The 16,589-nt window shown below is 59.5% G+C and carries 14 protein-coding genes and 4 pseudogenes; 9 read left to right on the top strand and 9 right to left on the bottom strand.

Going from position 1 to position 16,589, the window contains the following annotated elements; all coding sequences use genetic code 11:
- Nucleotides 1-4: 4 nt before the first annotated feature.
- The 3 genes from P6U16_RS01865 to P6U16_RS01855 all read right to left on the bottom strand — a co-directional run bounded on the left by P6U16_RS01865 (nt 5) and on the right by P6U16_RS01855 (nt 3,486).
- Nucleotides 5-1,162: an amino acid ABC transporter permease gene (locus P6U16_RS01865; protein ID WP_277702401.1), complete on the bottom strand. Its 1,158-nt coding sequence runs from the start codon at nt 1,160-1,162 to the stop codon at nt 5-7.
- A gap of 4 nt (nt 1,163-1,166) precedes the next feature.
- Nucleotides 1,167-2,309 (bottom strand): amino acid ABC transporter permease, encoded by a 1,143-nt coding sequence (locus P6U16_RS01860; protein WP_277703975.1) that lies wholly within the window; start codon nt 2,307-2,309, stop codon nt 1,167-1,169.
- Between the two features lie 151 nt (nt 2,310-2,460).
- A complete protein-coding gene (locus P6U16_RS01855; RefSeq protein WP_277702400.1) occupies nt 2,461-3,486 on the bottom strand; it encodes an amino acid ABC transporter substrate-binding protein in 1,026 nt (341 codons plus the stop codon).
- A 362-nt stretch (nt 3,487-3,848) separates the two neighbouring features.
- On the opposite strand from P6U16_RS01855, the gene P6U16_RS01850 reads away from it, so the two are divergent.
- Nucleotides 3,849-5,021 (top strand): cystathionine beta-lyase, encoded by a 1,173-nt coding sequence (locus P6U16_RS01850; RefSeq protein ID WP_277703974.1) that lies wholly within the window; start codon nt 3,849-3,851, stop codon nt 5,019-5,021.
- A 6-nt stretch (nt 5,022-5,027) separates the two neighbouring features.
- On the opposite strand, the gene P6U16_RS01845 is transcribed toward P6U16_RS01850, so the two are convergent.
- Together P6U16_RS01845 and P6U16_RS01840 are read right to left on the bottom strand one after the other, a co-directional pair.
- Nucleotides 5,028-6,197 carry an FAD-dependent oxidoreductase gene (locus tag P6U16_RS01845; RefSeq protein WP_277702399.1) on the bottom strand — a complete coding sequence of 390 codons (1,170 nt, stop codon included), beginning with the start codon at nt 6,195-6,197 and terminating at the stop codon, nt 5,028-5,030.
- Nucleotides 6,198-6,227: 30 nt separating this feature from the next.
- Nucleotides 6,228-6,473 (bottom strand): zinc-finger domain-containing protein, encoded by a 246-nt coding sequence (locus tag P6U16_RS01840; protein WP_277702398.1) that lies wholly within the window; start codon nt 6,471-6,473, stop codon nt 6,228-6,230.
- 178 nt (nt 6,474-6,651) lie between these two features.
- Here P6U16_RS01840 and P6U16_RS01835 point away from each other — a divergent pair.
- The 8 genes and pseudogenes from P6U16_RS01835 to P6U16_RS01800 all read left to right on the top strand — a co-directional run bounded on the left by P6U16_RS01835 (nt 6,652) and on the right by P6U16_RS01800 (nt 13,608).
- Nucleotides 6,652-7,436 (top strand): annotated as a pseudogene (locus P6U16_RS01835) (alpha/beta hydrolase).
- A 145-nt stretch (nt 7,437-7,581) separates the two neighbouring features.
- A complete protein-coding gene (gene cysE, locus P6U16_RS01830; protein ID WP_277702397.1) occupies nt 7,582-8,412 on the top strand; it encodes a serine O-acetyltransferase in 831 nt (276 codons plus the stop codon).
- A 94-nt stretch (nt 8,413-8,506) separates the two neighbouring features.
- Nucleotides 8,507-8,710, top strand: coding sequence for a DUF3126 family protein (locus tag P6U16_RS01825; protein ID WP_277702396.1), 204 nt, complete (start codon nt 8,507-8,509; stop codon nt 8,708-8,710).
- A gap of 230 nt (nt 8,711-8,940) precedes the next feature.
- A complete protein-coding gene (locus P6U16_RS01820; protein WP_277702395.1) occupies nt 8,941-9,294 on the top strand; it encodes a phasin family protein in 354 nt (117 codons plus the stop codon).
- Between the two features lie 250 nt (nt 9,295-9,544).
- A complete protein-coding gene (gene clpS / locus P6U16_RS01815) occupies nt 9,545-9,898 on the top strand; it encodes an ATP-dependent Clp protease adapter ClpS (protein ID WP_277702394.1) in 354 nt (117 codons plus the stop codon).
- Nucleotides 9,899-9,908: 10 nt separating this feature from the next.
- Nucleotides 9,909-12,448 (top strand): annotated as a pseudogene (clpA, locus tag P6U16_RS01810) (ATP-dependent Clp protease ATP-binding subunit ClpA).
- An 81-nt stretch (nt 12,449-12,529) separates the two neighbouring features.
- A complete protein-coding gene (locus tag P6U16_RS01805; protein ID WP_277702393.1) occupies nt 12,530-13,267 on the top strand; it encodes an AzlC family ABC transporter permease in 738 nt (245 codons plus the stop codon).
- Nucleotides 13,237-13,608: an AzlD domain-containing protein gene (locus tag P6U16_RS01800; protein WP_277702392.1), complete on the top strand. Its 372-nt coding sequence runs from the start codon at nt 13,237-13,239 to the stop codon at nt 13,606-13,608. Before P6U16_RS01805 ends, P6U16_RS01800 begins: the two co-directional genes overlap by 31 nt.
- A 21-nt stretch (nt 13,609-13,629) precedes the next feature.
- On the opposite strand, the pseudogene P6U16_RS01795 reads toward P6U16_RS01800, so the two are convergent.
- The 4 genes and pseudogenes from P6U16_RS01795 to P6U16_RS01780 form a co-directional block, all read right to left on the bottom strand.
- Nucleotides 13,630-14,019, bottom strand: a pseudogene (locus P6U16_RS01795) (HIT domain-containing protein); the annotation flags it as partial.
- An 82-nt stretch (nt 14,020-14,101) separates the two neighbouring features.
- A pseudogene (locus P6U16_RS01790) lies at nt 14,102-15,276 on the bottom strand (GNAT family N-acetyltransferase).
- A 28-nt stretch (nt 15,277-15,304) separates the two neighbouring features.
- Nucleotides 15,305-16,030, bottom strand: a complete 726-nt coding sequence (locus tag P6U16_RS01785; protein WP_277702390.1) for a glycerophosphodiester phosphodiesterase — start codon at nt 16,028-16,030, stop codon at nt 15,305-15,307.
- A 16-nt stretch (nt 16,031-16,046) separates the two neighbouring features.
- The gene (locus P6U16_RS01780) at nt 16,047-16,514 is read right to left on the bottom strand and encodes a RidA family protein (protein WP_277702389.1); all 468 of its coding nucleotides are present in this window, start codon (nt 16,512-16,514) and stop codon (nt 16,047-16,049) included.
- Nucleotides 16,515-16,589 lie beyond the last annotated feature (75 nt).

Here is a 16,589-nt window from a genome sequence, read left to right as displayed (position 1 = left end):
ATTCTTATCGTTTATGGCCCTTGTCGAGCATACGTTCCATGAAGCCTGAATAGCGTGACATTCCGAAGCAGAATATCCAGAAGACGAAGCCCGCGAAGACGAGGCCGGTCATTGGCGTTACGGCTGAGGCCCAGTTTGCATCGGAGAAGTTCAGTCGGACAATGCCGAGCAGATCGAACATCCCGATAATCGACACCAGCGATGTGTCCTTGAAAAGACCGATGAAGGTGTTGACGATGCCGGGGATCACCAGCTTCAGCGCCTGCGGCAGAACAATCAGGTTCATCTTCTGCCAGAAGCTAAGTCCGAGTGAATCGGCACCCTCATATTGCCCTTTCGGGATCGCCTGCAATCCGCCGCGTACCACTTCGGCCATGTAGGCGGACGCAAACAGCGAGACGCCGATCAGGGCACGCAGGAACCGGTCGAAGGTCATGCCTTGCGGCAGGAACAACGGCAGCATCACGCTGGCCATGAAGAGCACGGTGATCAGCGGAATGCCGCGGACGATTTCGATGAACATCGTGCACAGCATTCTGATCACGGGCATCTTCGACCGCCGCCCCAGTGCCAGCACTATGCCGAAGGGCAGCGAGACGGCAATGCCGACGAAAGACAGGATGAGCGTGACCATCAGGCCGCCCCACAGTGCCGTTTCGACGAAAGGCAGCCCAAGCATGCCGCCCGGCAGCAGAATGAACGAGACAACCGGCAGGATGCCGAACAGGAGGATCGCGTTGATGCCCTTGTGTGGCAATTTCGGCATCAGCATCGGGATCAGAAGCAGGACGAACAGGATGCCGACGAGGATTGGCCGCCAGCGTTCTTCCAGCGGATAACGACCGAACAGGAACTGCTCGAACTTGGACCCGACGAAGGCCCAGCAGGCACCGCTCCAGCCATCGGGCTGAATGCCGCCCTGGGCCACGGTGGCGCAGACGCTGCGGTCCGTGCCGAACCAGGCCGCTTTGATGAAGAGCCAATCGAGGGCCGGTGGAACCAGCCAGGCCAGAAGGATCAGAGCGACGAAAGTCATCACCGCATCCTTGGGCGTGGCAATGAGGTTCGCACGGATCCAGTTGACGGCACCTCGCGCACTGAGCGGTGCTGGCTGCTGCGGCAGCATTTCCTGCCTGACGAAATTTATCTGGGATAGGCTCATGATCTTATCTCTCCACCAATGCCATCTTGGCGTTGAACCAGTTCATGAAGACGGATGTCAGCAGACTGAGTGACAGGTAGACGATGATCCAGATCGTCACGATCTCGATGGATTGACCCGTCTGGTTGAGGATGGTTCCGCCGAGCGCCACGAGGTCGGCATAACCGACGGCGATGGCCAGCGACGAGTTTTTCGTCAGGTTGAGATACTGGCTTGTCAGCGGTGGAATGATGATCCGCATGGCCTGCGGCACGACCACGAGGCGCGTCGTCAGGCTTGGGCGGATGCCGAGCGCATGCGCCGCTTCCGTCTGACCCTTGGAGACGCCGCGAATACCGGCGCGAACGATTTCAGCAATGAACGCGGCGGTGTAAAAGGACAGAGCTAGGAACAGAGACATGAATTCCGGCCCAACGACCGAACCGCCGGTGAGGTTGAATTTTCCCGCGACCGGATAATCGAAGCTCAGGGGTGCGCCCGTCGCAAGGAACACCAGCAGCGGAAGACCGATGACCAAAGCAGCAATCGAGCGAAGCACCGGAAAGGTCTGTCCCGTCGCCATCTGCCGCTTGCTCGACCAGCGGGCAAGAACGACGGAGGCGACGATGGCGATGATGAACGCGACGAATGTCAGGAACGCCCAGTCGCCGAAGACAGGGCTTGGGAAGGCCAGACCCCGGTTGCTGAGATACATGGTGAAGGGCAGGGAGATTGCGTCGCGTGCCTGCGGCAACACAGCGAGAACGCCGCTATACCAAAAGAAGATGACGAGCAGCGGCGGGATGTTGCGGAACAACTCGACATAGGCGAGCGACAGACGCGAGATCAGCCAGTTGTTCGACATCCGGCCGATGCCGACGATAAAACCGAGGATCGTCGCTGTGAAAATGCCGGTCACGGCAACCAGCATGGTGTTGGTAAAGCCGACGAGCAGTGCCCGTCCATAGGTCGAATCGCTGGTGAACTGGATGAGCTTCTGGCCGGGGTCGAAACCCGCCCGGCCATTCAGGAAGCCAAAGCCGGAGGCGATGTTGGCGCGTCTCAGGTTCTCGACGGTATTGTCCACGATCCAGTAGATCAGCAGAGCCAGTGCGATCAATGTGATGGCCTGGTAGAAAATCCCCCGTACTTTAGGGTCGTTGATAATCGAACCGGACGATTGGTTTTTTTGCCGGACGGAGTTATGGCGTCAACGGTCATTCATAGCCTCTTTTCCCCTGATCACCCTGTTTTCGGGTGCTTTTTATCGTTGGGAAGGAAAGCGGACGGTGCCGCTTTCCCTCTTGTCTAGACGGATATCAACGAACCGGAGGTGCGTACTGGATGCCGCCCTTGCTCCAGAGAGCGTTGAGGCCGCGTTCGATCTTCAACGGGCTACCAGCGCCGATGTTGCGATCGAAGATTTCGCCGTAATTGCCAACAGCCTTAATGACGTTGACCGCCCATTCGTTGCCGAGGCCGAGATCGGTGCCGATCTTGGTGTCAGCCTCAACGCCGAGGAAGCGCTGGACGTCGGGGTTCGGAGACTTCTTCATCTCTTCGACATTGGCTGTGGTAATGCCGAAGTCTTCGGCATTGATCAGCGCGTAGTGAACCCAGCTTACGATATCGAACCACTGGTCATCACCCTGACGAACGGCCGGCCCAAGCGGCTCCTTCGAGATGATTTCCGGCAGGATCATGTGATCGTCCGGAGCGGCCAGCGTCAGACGTAGCGAATACAGACCCGACTGGTCGGTCGTGTAGACGTCGCAACGGCCGGCGTCATAGGCGGCGTTGACTTCTTCGAGCTTTTCGAAAACCACCGGATTGTACTGGAGGTTGTTGGCCTTGAAGTAGTCGGCGAGGTTGAGTTCGGTGGTCGTGCCCGTTTGGACGCAGACAGCAGCACCCGAAAGCTCGAGCGCCGACTTCACGTTGAGGCCTTTGCGGACCATGAAGCCCTGGCCGTCATAGTAGTTGACCGCACGGAAGTTGAAGCCAAGCGCTGTATCGCGGTTGATGGTCCAGGTCGTGTTGCGGGCCAGGACGTCGACTTCGCCCGACTGCAGGGCCGGGAAGCGTTCCTTGGCCGAGGTCGGCGAATACTTGACCTTGGTCGCGTCACCGAAGATTGCGGCTGCGATCGCCTTGCAATAATCGACGTCGAAGCCGCTCCAGTTGCCGGATGCGTCCGGCGACGCGAAGCCGGACAGGCCGGTGTTGACGCCGCACTGAACGAAACCCTTCGCCTTGACGTCGTCAAGCGTCGCCGCCGATGCGCCGTGGGTGCCAATCCCCATGACCGCAGCACCAACAAGCGCTGCCAGAATCTTCTTTGCCATTTTTAGAACCTTTTTCTGTTGTCTTTCGTTCCCGTCCCGCATCTTGCATGCCTCACAAAGGCGAAAGATACGGCCCCCGCCACCCTCCTGGCGCGAGTGTCGTCTATCACATGCTCAAAATCCCGCAGGGTCAAGACACGTTGCCGATTTTCTGATCCTTCCCCTCAAAAACCTTATTTTCGCTCGCTGTTTAGGCAAATTTTGTTCCGGGGAGCAGTTTTTTGCGTAAAAAATGACAATTGGCCAATTTTGGAGTGGCGACCGGTGGCTGCTGCTGAATAGGTCTTGACCCGCTCGACACGTCATCCGACAAGGCTCCGGGACACCATCGAAGAGCGGATTGCCATGAAAGACAAAAAACCATCCTCGCCGGAGCCGGCGTCAACACCCGTCTTAGCCATATCGGCAACAATCCTGCGGACTACCACGGCTTCGTCAACCCGCCCGTCGTCCACGCCTCCACGGTGCTGTTTCCTGATGCGCGAACGATGGAAGCGCGGGCGCAGAAATATACCTATGGCACGCGCGGAACGCCGACCACGGACGCGCTTTGCGAAGCGATCGACGCATTGGAAGGATCGGCGGGAACCATCCTCGTTCCGTCAGGGCTGGCTGCGGTCACTGTGCCGTTCCTCGCCTTCCTGTCGGCCGGCGACCATGCGCTGATCGTTGATTCGGTCTATTTCCCGACCCGCCATTTCTGCAACACGATGCTGACACGCCTCGGCGTTACCGTCGAATACTACGATCCGATGATCGGTGCCGGCATCGAATCGCTGATCCGGCCGAATACGAAGCTTGTGCATACGGAAGCACCGGGCTCCAACACCTTCGAGATGCAGGACATCGCAGCGATCTCCGCTGCCGCCCATCGCCATGGCTGTGTGGTGACCATGGACAACACCTGGGCAACGCCGCTGTATTTCAAGCCGCTCGACCATGGCGTCGATATTTCCATCCATGCCGCGACGAAATATCCGTCCGGCCATTCGGATATCCTGATGGGCACGGTTTCGGCAAATGCCAGACACTGGGAGCAGCTGAAGGAGGCGAATATCACGCTCGGTATCTGCGGCGCGCCTGATGACGCCTACCAGATCCTGCGCGGCCTGCGCACCATGGGTGTCCGGCTGGAGCGCCACCAGGAAAGCACGCTGAACATCGCACGCTGGCTGGAAGAGCGCGAAGATGTGGCCCGGGTTCTGCATCCGGCGCTGCCGAGCTTTCCGGGGCACGATCTCTGGAAGCGCGATTTTTGCGGTTCGAGCGGTATTTTTTCCATCGTGCTCAAGGTCGAGAGCCAGGACCGGTTCAAGGCGAAGGCCCACGCTTTCCTCGATGCTCTATCGCTGTTCGGTCTCGGCTATTCCTGGGGCGGATATGAAAGCCTTGCGGTTCACGTTGGACTTTCGGACCGGGTGATCTGCAAGGCACCGACCGAAGGTCCGGTGCTGCGGCTGCAGATCGGCCTCGAAGACGTGGCGGATCTGCGCAAGGATATCGAAGCCGGCCTCACCGCAGCGGCCGCGATCTGACGGCGCTCAGTCGCTGGCTTTATAGCCGTAGAGCCAATCCAGATCGGCGGCCAGGTCCTCTGGCCGCTTTCTCGACAGGACGAAGTCGCGCGCTATCCTGACCGGCCCGGTTGCGTGATAGGCGAAGCGGTTGAACGCACCGCGCGCCCGGACCTTCTTGATGCGGCTCTTTCTGTTCGCGACGAAGGCTGCCAGCGCATCGTTTTGCGGCTGCCCGCTGTCCAGAAAGGCTGCAAGCTCCCAGGCATCCTCGATAGCCATGGCGGCGCCCTGCGCGGCAAAGGGCATCATGGCGTGTGCTGCGTCGCCAATCAGCACAGTGCCGGTTCCATCCTGCCACGCCCCATCCGTCACCTCGTAGAGCGGCCAGAATGTTGGCGGCTGGCCTTGAGCGAACAGGCGCTGCAGATCGGCATGCCAACCGGCAAAGGCCGAGATCAGTTCGCTGTGGTGGTGAGCGGATGCGGTTTCGCCCCAGGATATGGCACCGACCTTTCCCTGAACGATTGCGACAATATTGACGGTATCGGCTTCCCGCAAAGGATAGGCGACGATATGAGCCCGCGGGCCAACAAAGGCCATGACAAGGGAGGGATCGAAAACCGCCGGCGCATCGCGCCGGTCGATGGTGAACCTGAAGGCGACATTGCCGGAGAACCGCGCTGTACCCGCGCCCGGCATTCGGGTTCGGACAGAGGACCAGACCCCGTCGGCTCCGATAAGCAATCCCGCAGTGTGTCCGGTGATGTCGGCGATTGTTTCAGACCTGGTATTGTCTAGCCGTTGGCCCAGATGCAGTTGGCAAAGTGGCTGCTGCTGGACCGATTCAACCAGAATTCGCTGCAGGCTCGCACGATGCAGGACGCCGTAAGGTGCGTTCCAGCGTTTTCTTGCGGAGGAGCCAGACGGAACTCTGGCCAGCGGTTTCAGCGTTTTTCCGTCGATGAGGCAAATCGAATCGGGTTCGGTCCAGGCGGCTTCGAGCGCCGGTAGGAGACCCAGCCGTGTTAGGATGGCCGTGGCATTCGAGGAAAGCTGCAGGCCGGCACCGATCGTGCTCAACTGGCCAGCCTGCTCTATAATATCAACGGAAAAGCCACGCTGGGAAAGGCAAAGCGCAGCCGTCAGTCCGGCGATGCCGGCGCCGACGATCGCGATCGGTTCGCTCTTGTGCATGGGGCTCTTTCGCCGCGGCGCGGCTTGGTATTAGGCCGCCTTTGCGTGAAACACGCAGCCGTCAGGCACGGTCTGTTCGGCCTTCAGTTTGCCGTTGTAGCGATAGAGTGTCGAGCAGTAGGGGCAGACCTTTTCGTTGTCGTCGCCCATGTCGAGATAGATGTGCGGGTGGTCGTAGGGCACCGATGCGCCCGTGCACATGAATTCCTTGACGCCGATCTCGATCACCCGGTGACCGCCGTCGTTCTGGAAATGGGGAATACCGTGCCCGGCCATGTCGTGCTCCACTGAAGTCTGCTGAAGGTCTGTCAAATCCGGCCGCACCATAGGGGCTTTGATCGAAAAGTGTAGCTGTAAAGATGCCGCGCCTGTGTGTTTTGATTTGGTTTTAAGCGCATGGGGCTTTTCCCGTGCAGCGGAAAATCCTAGGTTCCAGGCGCAACAGGACAAAGATATGACGCTCGATCCGCCGCTGTTCTCCCATTTCCGCCATCAGGGCCTCGATATTGCCTATTTCGACGAGGGGGATCCTTCAGGCGATCCGATCCTTCTGATCCACGGGTTTGCTTCGAGCGCCAACGTCAACTGGGTGTTTCCCGGCTGGCTGAAAACACTAGGCGACGCCGGCTACCGAGTGATCGCCTTCGACAATCGCGGCCATGGTGCAAGCAGCAAGCCGCATGATCAGGCGCTTTATTATCCGCGTTTGATGGCGGGCGATGCCGCAGCCTTGCTCGGCCATCTCGGCATCGAGGAGGCCCATGTCATGGGATATTCCATGGGTGCGCGCATATCCGCGTTTCTGGCACTCAACCATCCAGACCGCGTCCGGTCGCTGATTTTCGGGGGCTTGGCATTGGCATGGTTACCGGCGTCGGCGACTGGGATCCGATCGCAGAGGCCTTGAAGGCGCCGTCGCTTGAGGATGTGACGCATCAGCGCGGACGGATGTTCCGCGCCTTTGCCGACCAGACGAAGAGTGATCGCTTGGCGCTTGCAGCCTGCATTTCCACCTCCCGCGACCTTTTGACGGCGCAGGACTTGGCAAGGATCGTCGTCCCCACGCTGATCGGCGTCGGGACGACGGACGACATTGCCGGTTCGCCGCAGGAACTTGCCGCACTGATGCCGCATGCGACCGCCCTGGACATCCCCGGCCGTGATCACATGTTGGCCGTCGGAGACCGGGTGTTCAAGAAGGCTGCCCTTGAATTTCTGGCAGCCGTCGGGCACTCCTAAACGGCCCACTATAGGGGCGGCGAGGGGCCAACTGATGGTGAATTGCCGATACCCATTTATGTCGCCGGTGTTTTACCCTATATTCGGGCGACGTGCCGGACGCCCGCGACGGAATATGCACGACGGACTATGAAGGAGAGCGACGATGGTCGCCACGACCGAACTACGCCATGCCGAGACCGTAAAAGCCATGGACCCGATATGGGACAGCCTGCAGCAGGAGGCACGTACCGCCTCCGAGCAAGAGCCGCTGCTGGCCGCTTTTTTGTATTCGACGATCATCAACCAGCATTCACTTGAAGAGGCGGTGATCCACCGCATCTGCGAGCGCCTTGATCATCCAGACCTACAGGCCAACCTTTTGCGGCAGACTTTTGCCGAAATGCGCAGCGACTGGCCGGAATGGGGCACGATCCTGCGCGTCGATATCCAGGCGGTTTATGATCGCGATCCGGCCTGCACGCGGTTCATGGAAGTCATCCTCTATTTCAAGGGATTTCACGCCATCCAGACGCACCGGCTGGCCCATTGGCTGCTGGAGCATGGCCGACGCGATCTGGCGCTCTACCTGCAGAGCCGCTCGTCCTCGGTTTTCCAGACGGACATCAATCCCGCAGCGCGGATCGGCAAGGGCATCTTCCTTGATCACGCCACCGGGCTTGTGGTCGGCGAAACGGCTGTGATCGGCGATAATGTCTCGATCCTTCACGGCGTAACGCTGGGCGGAACCGGCAAGGAGGGCAGCGACCGTCATCCGAAGATCGGCAATGGCGTGCTGATTGGTGCGGGGGCAAAAATCCTCGGCAATATCCATATCGGCAATTGCTCGCGGGTTGCGGCAGGTTCCGTGGTGCTGAAACCGGTGCCGCCCAAAACCACGGTTGCCGGCGTCCCGGCCCGCGTGGTGGGTGAAGCTGGCTGCTCCGAACCATCGCGATCGATGGATCAGTTGCTGGCAACGACCTTTGAAATCTGACCGCCTTCCAATCCATCTTCCGCCCAAAGGGGTTTACAGCGCTTGAGCCTCCATGCGAGAAGCGGCGCAAATCAAACTGCACTGGAGACGAGACTTGAAGCCCGAAGAAATCAGAAAGCTGGAAGCCTATTTCAAGCGCACATTCAATCAGGGAATGGTCATCAAGGCGCGTGCGAAAAAGGATGAATCCGCCGAAGTCTATCTTGAGGACGAGTTTCTCGGCGTGGTCTTTCGCGACGAGGAAGATGGCGAACTGTCCTACAGCTTCTCCATGGCGATCCTCGACATCGACCTCTAAGCACCCGCTTGGATTTTTCGAAATTTCATCCGTCCTGAGCAGTCAGGGCGGATTTTTTATGAAAAATCATACTTTTTTCTCCAAAATTTGCCGAATTTCGCCAGAATTTCATCGATTTTCATCAAGTCGTTGCAATCGCTGCGCTTTATTGCGGTGCACGCATATATTGACTTTATTGTGCGATGCACCTAAGCTGTATTCACGATCCGCCGGCAATAAGGAGCAACCGGATGTTTAATTTCGAAGACGCGAACAAGAAAAGCAAAGAAGCCATGGATACGATGATGAAAAGCTATTCGGCGATGACGAAGGCTTTTCAGGCAATCGCGACCGAAGCTGCCGATTATTCCAAGAAGTCCTTCGAAGACAGCATTGCCCATGTCGAAAAGCTGTCGAGCGTGAAGAGTGTCGAAGCCGCTCTCGAACTTCAGACCGGTTACGTCAAGTCCGCCTATGAAGGCTACGTCTCGGAAGCGACGAAGATCGGCGAAATGTATGCCGACCTCGCCAAGGGCGCATACAAGCCGTACGAGGCACCAGTCGCCAAGGCGACTGCAGCTGCCAAGGCTGCCGTTGCGGCGTAAGCTGCACGACAGCGAGATTTGCTAGACCTAAACCGGCTGCGAGACCTGCAGCCGGTTTTTTGTTGTTTGCAGGATGGATCAAGCGGGGATACCCTAGGGAAAGGTGGTCAATCTTGCGTCTCCAAATGCAAATGTGATTGCAGTGCGGAAGAACAGTCTTAAAATCTGAAAAAGAACCACTAGATTAAGTGTCACGCACAGGCCGCAACTCGCTCCCACGCTTTGCGGCTGTTCAAGGGAATGAAGAAGAATGATCGCCATGCCGGTCCGGATGCAAAAGAGCAGCGAGGGAGACGGGGACAATGCCAACCGTGGCACCTCCGTTATCACCCGGACAAAGCCCAAGACGAAGAAGCCGAGCCTGTATCGTGTCCTGCTTCTGAACGACGACTACACGCCGATGGAATTCGTGATCCACATCCTGGAGCGTTTCTTCCAGAAGGATCGCGAGGCGGCCACGCACATCATGCTCCATGTTCACAATCACGGCGTGGGTGAATGCGGCGTTTTTACCTACGAGGTGGCCGAAACCAAAGTGACGCAGGTGATGGACTTCGCCCGCGAACATCAGCACCCGCTGCAATGCGTCATGGAAAAGAAATGAGGAACTGAACGTGCCAACATTTTCAACAAGCCTTGAAAAGGCGTTGCATCAGGCTCTGACTTTGGCCAATGAGCGCCACCACGAATATGCGACGCTCGAGCACCTTCTGTTGGCATTGATCGATGACGCGGATGCAGCAGCCGTCATGGGCGCCTGCAACGTCAATCTCGACAGCTTGCGCAAGACCGTGTCCGATTATGTCGACAATGAACTCGGCAATCTGGTCACGGGCTATGACGAGGATTCCAAACCCACGGCCGGCTTCCAGCGGGTCATCCAGCGCGCCGTCATTCACGTCCAGTCGTCCGGGCGCGAAGAGGTGACCGGTGCCAACGTGCTGGTCGCGATCTTTGCCGAGCGCGAGAGCCACGCGGCCTATTTCCTGCAGGAGCAGGAGATGACGCGTTACGACGCCGTCAACTTCATCTCGCATGGCATAGGCAAGCGTCCCGGCGCCTCGGAACAACGGCCGCCGCGCGGCGGCGACGAGCCGGAATCCGAGCAGAAGGCACCCCGTGACCAGGACGAACAGGGCGCCAAGAAGCAGCAGGACGCCCTGACGGCCTATTGCGTCAACCTCAATGAGAAGGCCAAGGTCGGCAAGATCGATCCGCTGATCGGACGCCACTCCGAAGTCAACCGGACAATCCAGATCCTGTGCCGTCGCTCGAAGAACAATCCGCTTTACGTCGGCGATCCGGGCGTCGGCAAGACGGCGATCGCCGAAGGCCTCGCCAAGCGCATCGTCGAGAAGAAGGTTCCGGAAGCGCTTCAGGATGCGACGATCTTTTCGCTCGACATGGGCACGCTGCTTGCCGGCACCCGCTATCGCGGCGATTTCGAGGAGCGTCTGAAGCAGGTGGTCAAGGAACTCGAGGAGTATCCGGGCGCCGTGCTGTTCATCGACGAGATCCACACCGTCATTGGTGCCGGTGCGACGTCCGGCGGTGCCATGGACGCGTCCAACCTTTGAAGCCGGCTTTGTCCTCGGGGGCGATCCGCTGCATCGGCTCGACCACCTACAAGGAATACCGTCAGTTCTTCGAGAAGGACCGGGCGCTTGTGCGTCGCTTCCAGAAGATCGACGTCGTGGAGCCGAGCATCGATGATGCAATCGCCATCATGAAGGGGCTGAAGCCGTATTTCGAAGACTATCACAAGCTGAAATATTCCAACGAGGCGATCAAGTCGGCGGTTGAGCTTTCGGCCCGCTACATCAATGACCGCAAGCTGCCGGACAAGGCGATCGACGTGATCGACGAGACCGGTGCGGCGCAGATGCTGCTGCCTGTCGGTAAGCGCCGCAAGCTGATCACCGAGAAGGAAATCGAGGCGACGATCGCCACGATGGCCCGTATCCCGCCGAAAACCGTTTCCAAGGACGACGAGACTGTTCTCGCCAATCTGGAAAAGGAACTGCGCTCGGTGGTCTATGGCCAGGATCTCGCCATTGAAGCGCTGTCATCGGCGATCAAGCTGGCCCGTGCTGGCCTGCGCGAGCCCAACAAGCCGATCGGCTCCTATGTCTTCTCCGGCCCGACCGGCGTCGGCAAGACGGAAGTTGCCAAGCAGTTGGCTGCATCACTCGGCGTGGAACTGATCCGCTTCGACATGTCGGAATACATGGAGCGGCACACGGTTTCGCGCCTGCTCGGTGCCCCTCCCGGCTATGTCGGCTTCGACCAGGGCGGCTTGCTGACCGATGGTATCGACCAGCATCCGCATTCCGTCCTGCTGCTCGATGAAATCGAGAAAGCGCATCCGGATCTGTTCAACATCCTGTTGCAGGTCATGGACCATGGCTCTCTCACCGACCACAACGGCAAGAAGATCGATTTCCGCAACGTCATCCTGATCATGACGACCAATGCGGGCGCATCGGAAATGGCCAAGGCCGCATTCGGTTTCGGCTCGGCCAAGCGCGAGGGCGACGACGTGGAGGCCCTCAACCGCCTGTTCACGCCTGAATTCCGCAACCGTCTCGATGCGGTGATCCCGTTTGCCTCGCTGCCGACGCAGGTCATCCATCAAGTCGTGCAGAAGTTCGTCATGCAGCTCGAAACGCAGCTTGCCGAACGCAACGTCACCTTCGACCTGCAGGAAGAAGCGATCGCCTGGCTGGCCGAGAAGGGCTATGACGAAAAGATGGGTGCCCGGCCACTGTCGCGTGTCATCCAGGAAAGCATCAAGAAGCCGCTGGCCGATGAGATCCTGTTCGGCAAGCTCAAGAAGGGCGGTGTCGTCAAGGTCACCGTTGGCACGAAACCGGATGGCAGCAAGGGCCTGATCCTCGATTCGGTTCCGGAAACCGCTCGGATCAAGCCGAAGGCCGAAGTCGTCAATCCGGTTCGCAAGCCTGCCAAGGCGGCAAAGATCCGTGAAGTCGAAACCGTCGGCGCCGAGCCTGAGACCAAGGCAAAGCCGAAAAAGGCGGTCAAGGCCGCAGCGGTGACCGAGCCGGAGGTAACAACGGCAGTGCCGCCCGCAGACGAGACGCCCGAAAGCCCTCGCAGGGGTCGCACAGTGCCCAAGGTTCCGCGCAAGAAGTAAGCGGAGCCGCAACGATCGATCAGTGCCGGGCGTCATCGTCCGGCACTGATTTTTGCGGGGATTGCATATTTGGAAGTTCGGATGGAAGAGAGCCGGGACGAGGGAACGGGCCGCGCGTGGTTTCTCGCCGGCATGCGCGGCATCGTCAGCCTGCCGGCAATGATCCTGATGCTGTCCTTCGTCGGCTTCTGCGCCTTCACCGCTCAGGCCGGTGCGCCGCTGGAGCAGGTGATTTTCATGATCGGCGCCGTCTGGGCGCTGCCGGCCAAGGTGATCCTTGTCAGTTCGATCATGAGCGGAGCAAACCTGTTGACGGCGTTCATTGCCGTAACACTCTCCTCGATCCGGCTGATGCCGATGGTGGCGGCACTCGTCCCGGAAATCCGCACGACCCGCACCCCCACCTGGCTCCTGCTTGTTCTCTCGCATTTTGTCGCGATCACCGCTTGGGTTTTTGCCATGGAGCGTGTTCAAGCCGTCCCACGCCAGCATCGTGTCACCTTCTTCGCCGGCTTCGGCATCACGCTGGTTCTGGCCAATATGGCGCTGGTGGCGCTTGTCTACCGCTTCGTTGCCGAGTTTCCGCCTGTTGTCGCCGGCTGCCTGTTCTTCCTGACGCCGGTCTATTTTCTGGCGTCTATCTGGAGTTCCGCCCGGCATCCGGTCATCTATGTGGCGCTGGCGATCGGCCTTGTCGCCGGGCCGCTGTTCTACTGGCTGGCGCCGGAATTCGACATTCTCCTTGCCGGTGCCGGGGGCGGAACATTGGCCTGGGCGCTGGAGCGGACATGGCGCAAGCGCCGGGAGGTGCGGGCATGAGCTGGGACGACGGCTGGTGGGCTTATCTCTTCATCGCAATCGCCGGCTGGCTGGCGACGGATATCTGGCGATGGCTTGGCGTGGTGGCCGGCAACCGGCTGAAGGAGGATTCCGAGGCGCTGAACTGGGTGAGGGCGGTGGCGACGGCACTGGTCGCTGCCGTCGTCGCCAAGCTCATCCTCTATCCGACCGGCGTGCTTGAGCAGTCGCCGCTCTGGCTTCGCTTGGGCGCGGTCATCATCGGCACGATCGCCTTTTTCGTCGGACGCCAGAAGCCCGCCGTGGGCATCGCCACGGCGATTGCCGTCCTGGCGACCGGGCTGCTCTGGCTGGGTTTCTGAACGCGGCGATAACCGGTTTGGTCAGCCGGCAAAAGCCGCCCGGATCTTTGCTGCATTGGCTGCAAGCACTGCGCTATCTTCCATCTTGCCCGAATGCGGCTTCAGCGCGGCGCCTTCCTTGCGCGGAATGACGTGGAAATGCAGGTGGAAGACTGATTGTCCGGCCGGCGCCTCGTTGAACTGCATGATCGTTATGCCGTCGGCGTCGAAGGCGTCCTGCGCTGCGACGGCCACTTTCTGGACGACCGCAATCAAAGCGGCAAGGTTTGCCGGCTCCGCATCGAGAATGTTGCGCGATGTGGCCTTCGGGATGACGAGAACATGGCCTTCCGCCTGCGGCATGACATCCATGAAGGCCAGCGTTGCCTCGTCTTCATAAACCTTGTGCGCGGGAATTTCGCCGCGCAGGATTTTGGCGAAAATATTGCCGGTGTCATAGCTGGCGCTGGTCATCGATCTGTCTCCCTGAAATCTTGATATACATCGAGATCCGTCAATCGTCGCGATCCGGATCCTGCCGCTCGCCTTTGCGGAACGGGCTGTGGTCGCTGAGGATTTCGCCGATCTGCTCGACCTCCTGGCGCTCACGCCTGAGATAATCGGCGACGGCGCGGGACAGCCCCGGATGCGTGATGAAATGGGCCGAATGGGTCGTGACCGGCAGGTAGCCGCGGGCGAGCTTGTGTTCGCCTTGTGCGCCGGCCTCGACGCGGGCCAGTCCCTTGGCAATCGCGAAATCGATCGCCTGATGATAGCAGACCTCGAAGTGCAGGAAGGGATGATCCTCGATCGCCCCCAGTGGCGGCCGTAAAGCGCATCGCCACCGATGAAGTTGATGGCGCCGGCGATATAGCGGCCGTCTCGCTTGGCCATGACAAGCAGAATATCGTCGGCCATGCGCTCGCCGATCAGCGAGTAGAATTTGCGCGTCAGATAGGGACGGCCCCACTTGCGGCTGCCGGTGTCGGAATAGAAGGCGAAAAACTGATCCCAGATCTCTTCCGTCAGGTCCTTGCCCGTCAACCAGTCGATGCTGATGCCATTTTCCAGTGCTGCGCGACGCTCCTTCTTCAAGGCCTTACGCTTGCGCGACGCAAGCGTCTCCAGGAAGTCGTCATGGCAACCGTAGCCGGCATTGGCAAAATGGAATTGCTGGTCGGTGCGATGCAGGAAGCCGGAATCCTCAAGCGCTGAAACCTCGTCAGCCGGCAGGAAGGTGACATGCGCCGAGGAGATCGAATGTCGCCGCGCGAGTTCCTTGAGGCCGGCAGCGAGACCTGCCTGCACCGCGCTTTGGTCGCTTCCAGCGGCATGCAGCAGGCGAGGGCCGGTGGCCGGTGTGAAGGGCACCGAGCACTGCAGCTTGGGGTAATAGCGCCCGCCGGCCCGCTCGAAAGCGTCGGCCCAGGCGTGATCGAAGACGTATTCGCCCTGGCTGTGGTTTTTCATGTAGCAGATGAGCGCGCCATCAAGCGTATCCGCGTCATTTTCGAGCAGCAGGTGCTGGCCGAGCCATCCGGTTACGGCGGTGGCCGAGCCGGACTCTTCCAGCGACGAGAGATAGGCATGCGAGACGAAGGGATTGTAAGCGGCCCCGGATTGACCTTTCGAGGCCCCGGACAGCGTGTTCCAGCTCTCCGGGGAAATATCCTTGAAGGACGTTTCGATGCGAGATCCTGACGTCGCCTGCCATGCCTTACGCGATGACCTTTTCTCTTGGATCGAAGCCTTCGAACGTCATCTGGTCGGCCTCCGCGAAGGTGCGTTCGACCCCTGCGTCGTCACGGACCGTCCAAGTGATAACAGGCATGCGCATCGACCTTTGCTTCGTGATGAAGGAATTTGGCAGATGCCCGTAAAAATAGGAAATGAAATCAAGCCCGAGCTGCATCGCTTCTTCGTGAACGACAAATGTGTCGGGTTTGGCGCCTTCCGCCGTCAGTCCGATCGGAACCGCGGGGTCGAGCGCCTTCAGGTCCTTCAACAGCCAGTGATCGAAGCTCATCAGCGCGACGGGACCGGAATAGTCTTCCAGTGCTTCGAGGACGGCGGCGGCAAAGCCCTCGTCGTCGCCCTTGCGGCCTTTCAGTTCGAGAATGATCGGCACCCGGCCCTTGACCAGCCGCAGCAGGGCACCAAGCGTCGGTACCTTGTCGGTCGTTCCGCCGATGGCGGTTAGTCCGAGTTCTCCGGCCGTCCTGGCGCGAATATCGCCCTTGATGCCGCACAGCCGCTGCATGTCGTCGTCGTGAAAGACGACCGGAACGCTGTCGGCGGTGTATTGCAGGTCGCATTCGATGGCGAAACCGGCTTCGACGGCGCGGGAAAAGGCCGGGAGCGTGTTCTCCCAGATGGTCTTGTTCATGTCGTGGTAGCCGCGATGGGCGACCGGCTGTGCTGTCAGCCAGGACAGGTCTTTCATGGGGATGCGATCCTGATCAGGCGATTTCGATGATGGCGTCGATCTCGACGGCGGCGTTGAAGGGCAGGGAGGCCATGCCCACGGCGGCGCGGGCATGGATGCCGGCATCGCCGAGGATCTTCACCAGAAGGTTGGATGCACCGTTGATCACCAGATGCTGCTCGATGAAATCAGGTGCGGAGGCAACAAAACCGTTGATCTTGACGATCCGGCCGATACGACCGAGGTCGCCGCCGAGCGCCGCCTTTGCCTGGGCCAGAATGTTGATCGCGCAAAGTTCGGCTGCGCGCTGGCCCGAAGCCACGTCCACATCCTTGCCGAGGTGACCCGTCACGCCGATCTTGCCGTTGTCCATTGGCAGCTGCCCAGAGATATAAAGATGCGATCCGCTGATCACGTAGGGCACGTAGTTGGCAGCCGGTGCGGCGGCCTGCGGCAGGGTGATCCCTAAGTCTCTGATGCGTGCTTCGATCTCTACGGACATGGATAACTCCGGTGATTGTTGTCTTTTGTTTTCAAATGCTGCATGCAAAGCAAAATCCATGAAGTGATAATGTAC

It is taken from the genome of Rhizobium sp. 32-5/1 (assembly GCF_029537235.1).
Lineage (GTDB): Bacteria > Pseudomonadota > Alphaproteobacteria > Rhizobiales > Rhizobiaceae > Pararhizobium.
Note: the sequence above shows the minus strand (reverse complement) of the source record. Positions and strands in the feature narration are given on the sequence as shown.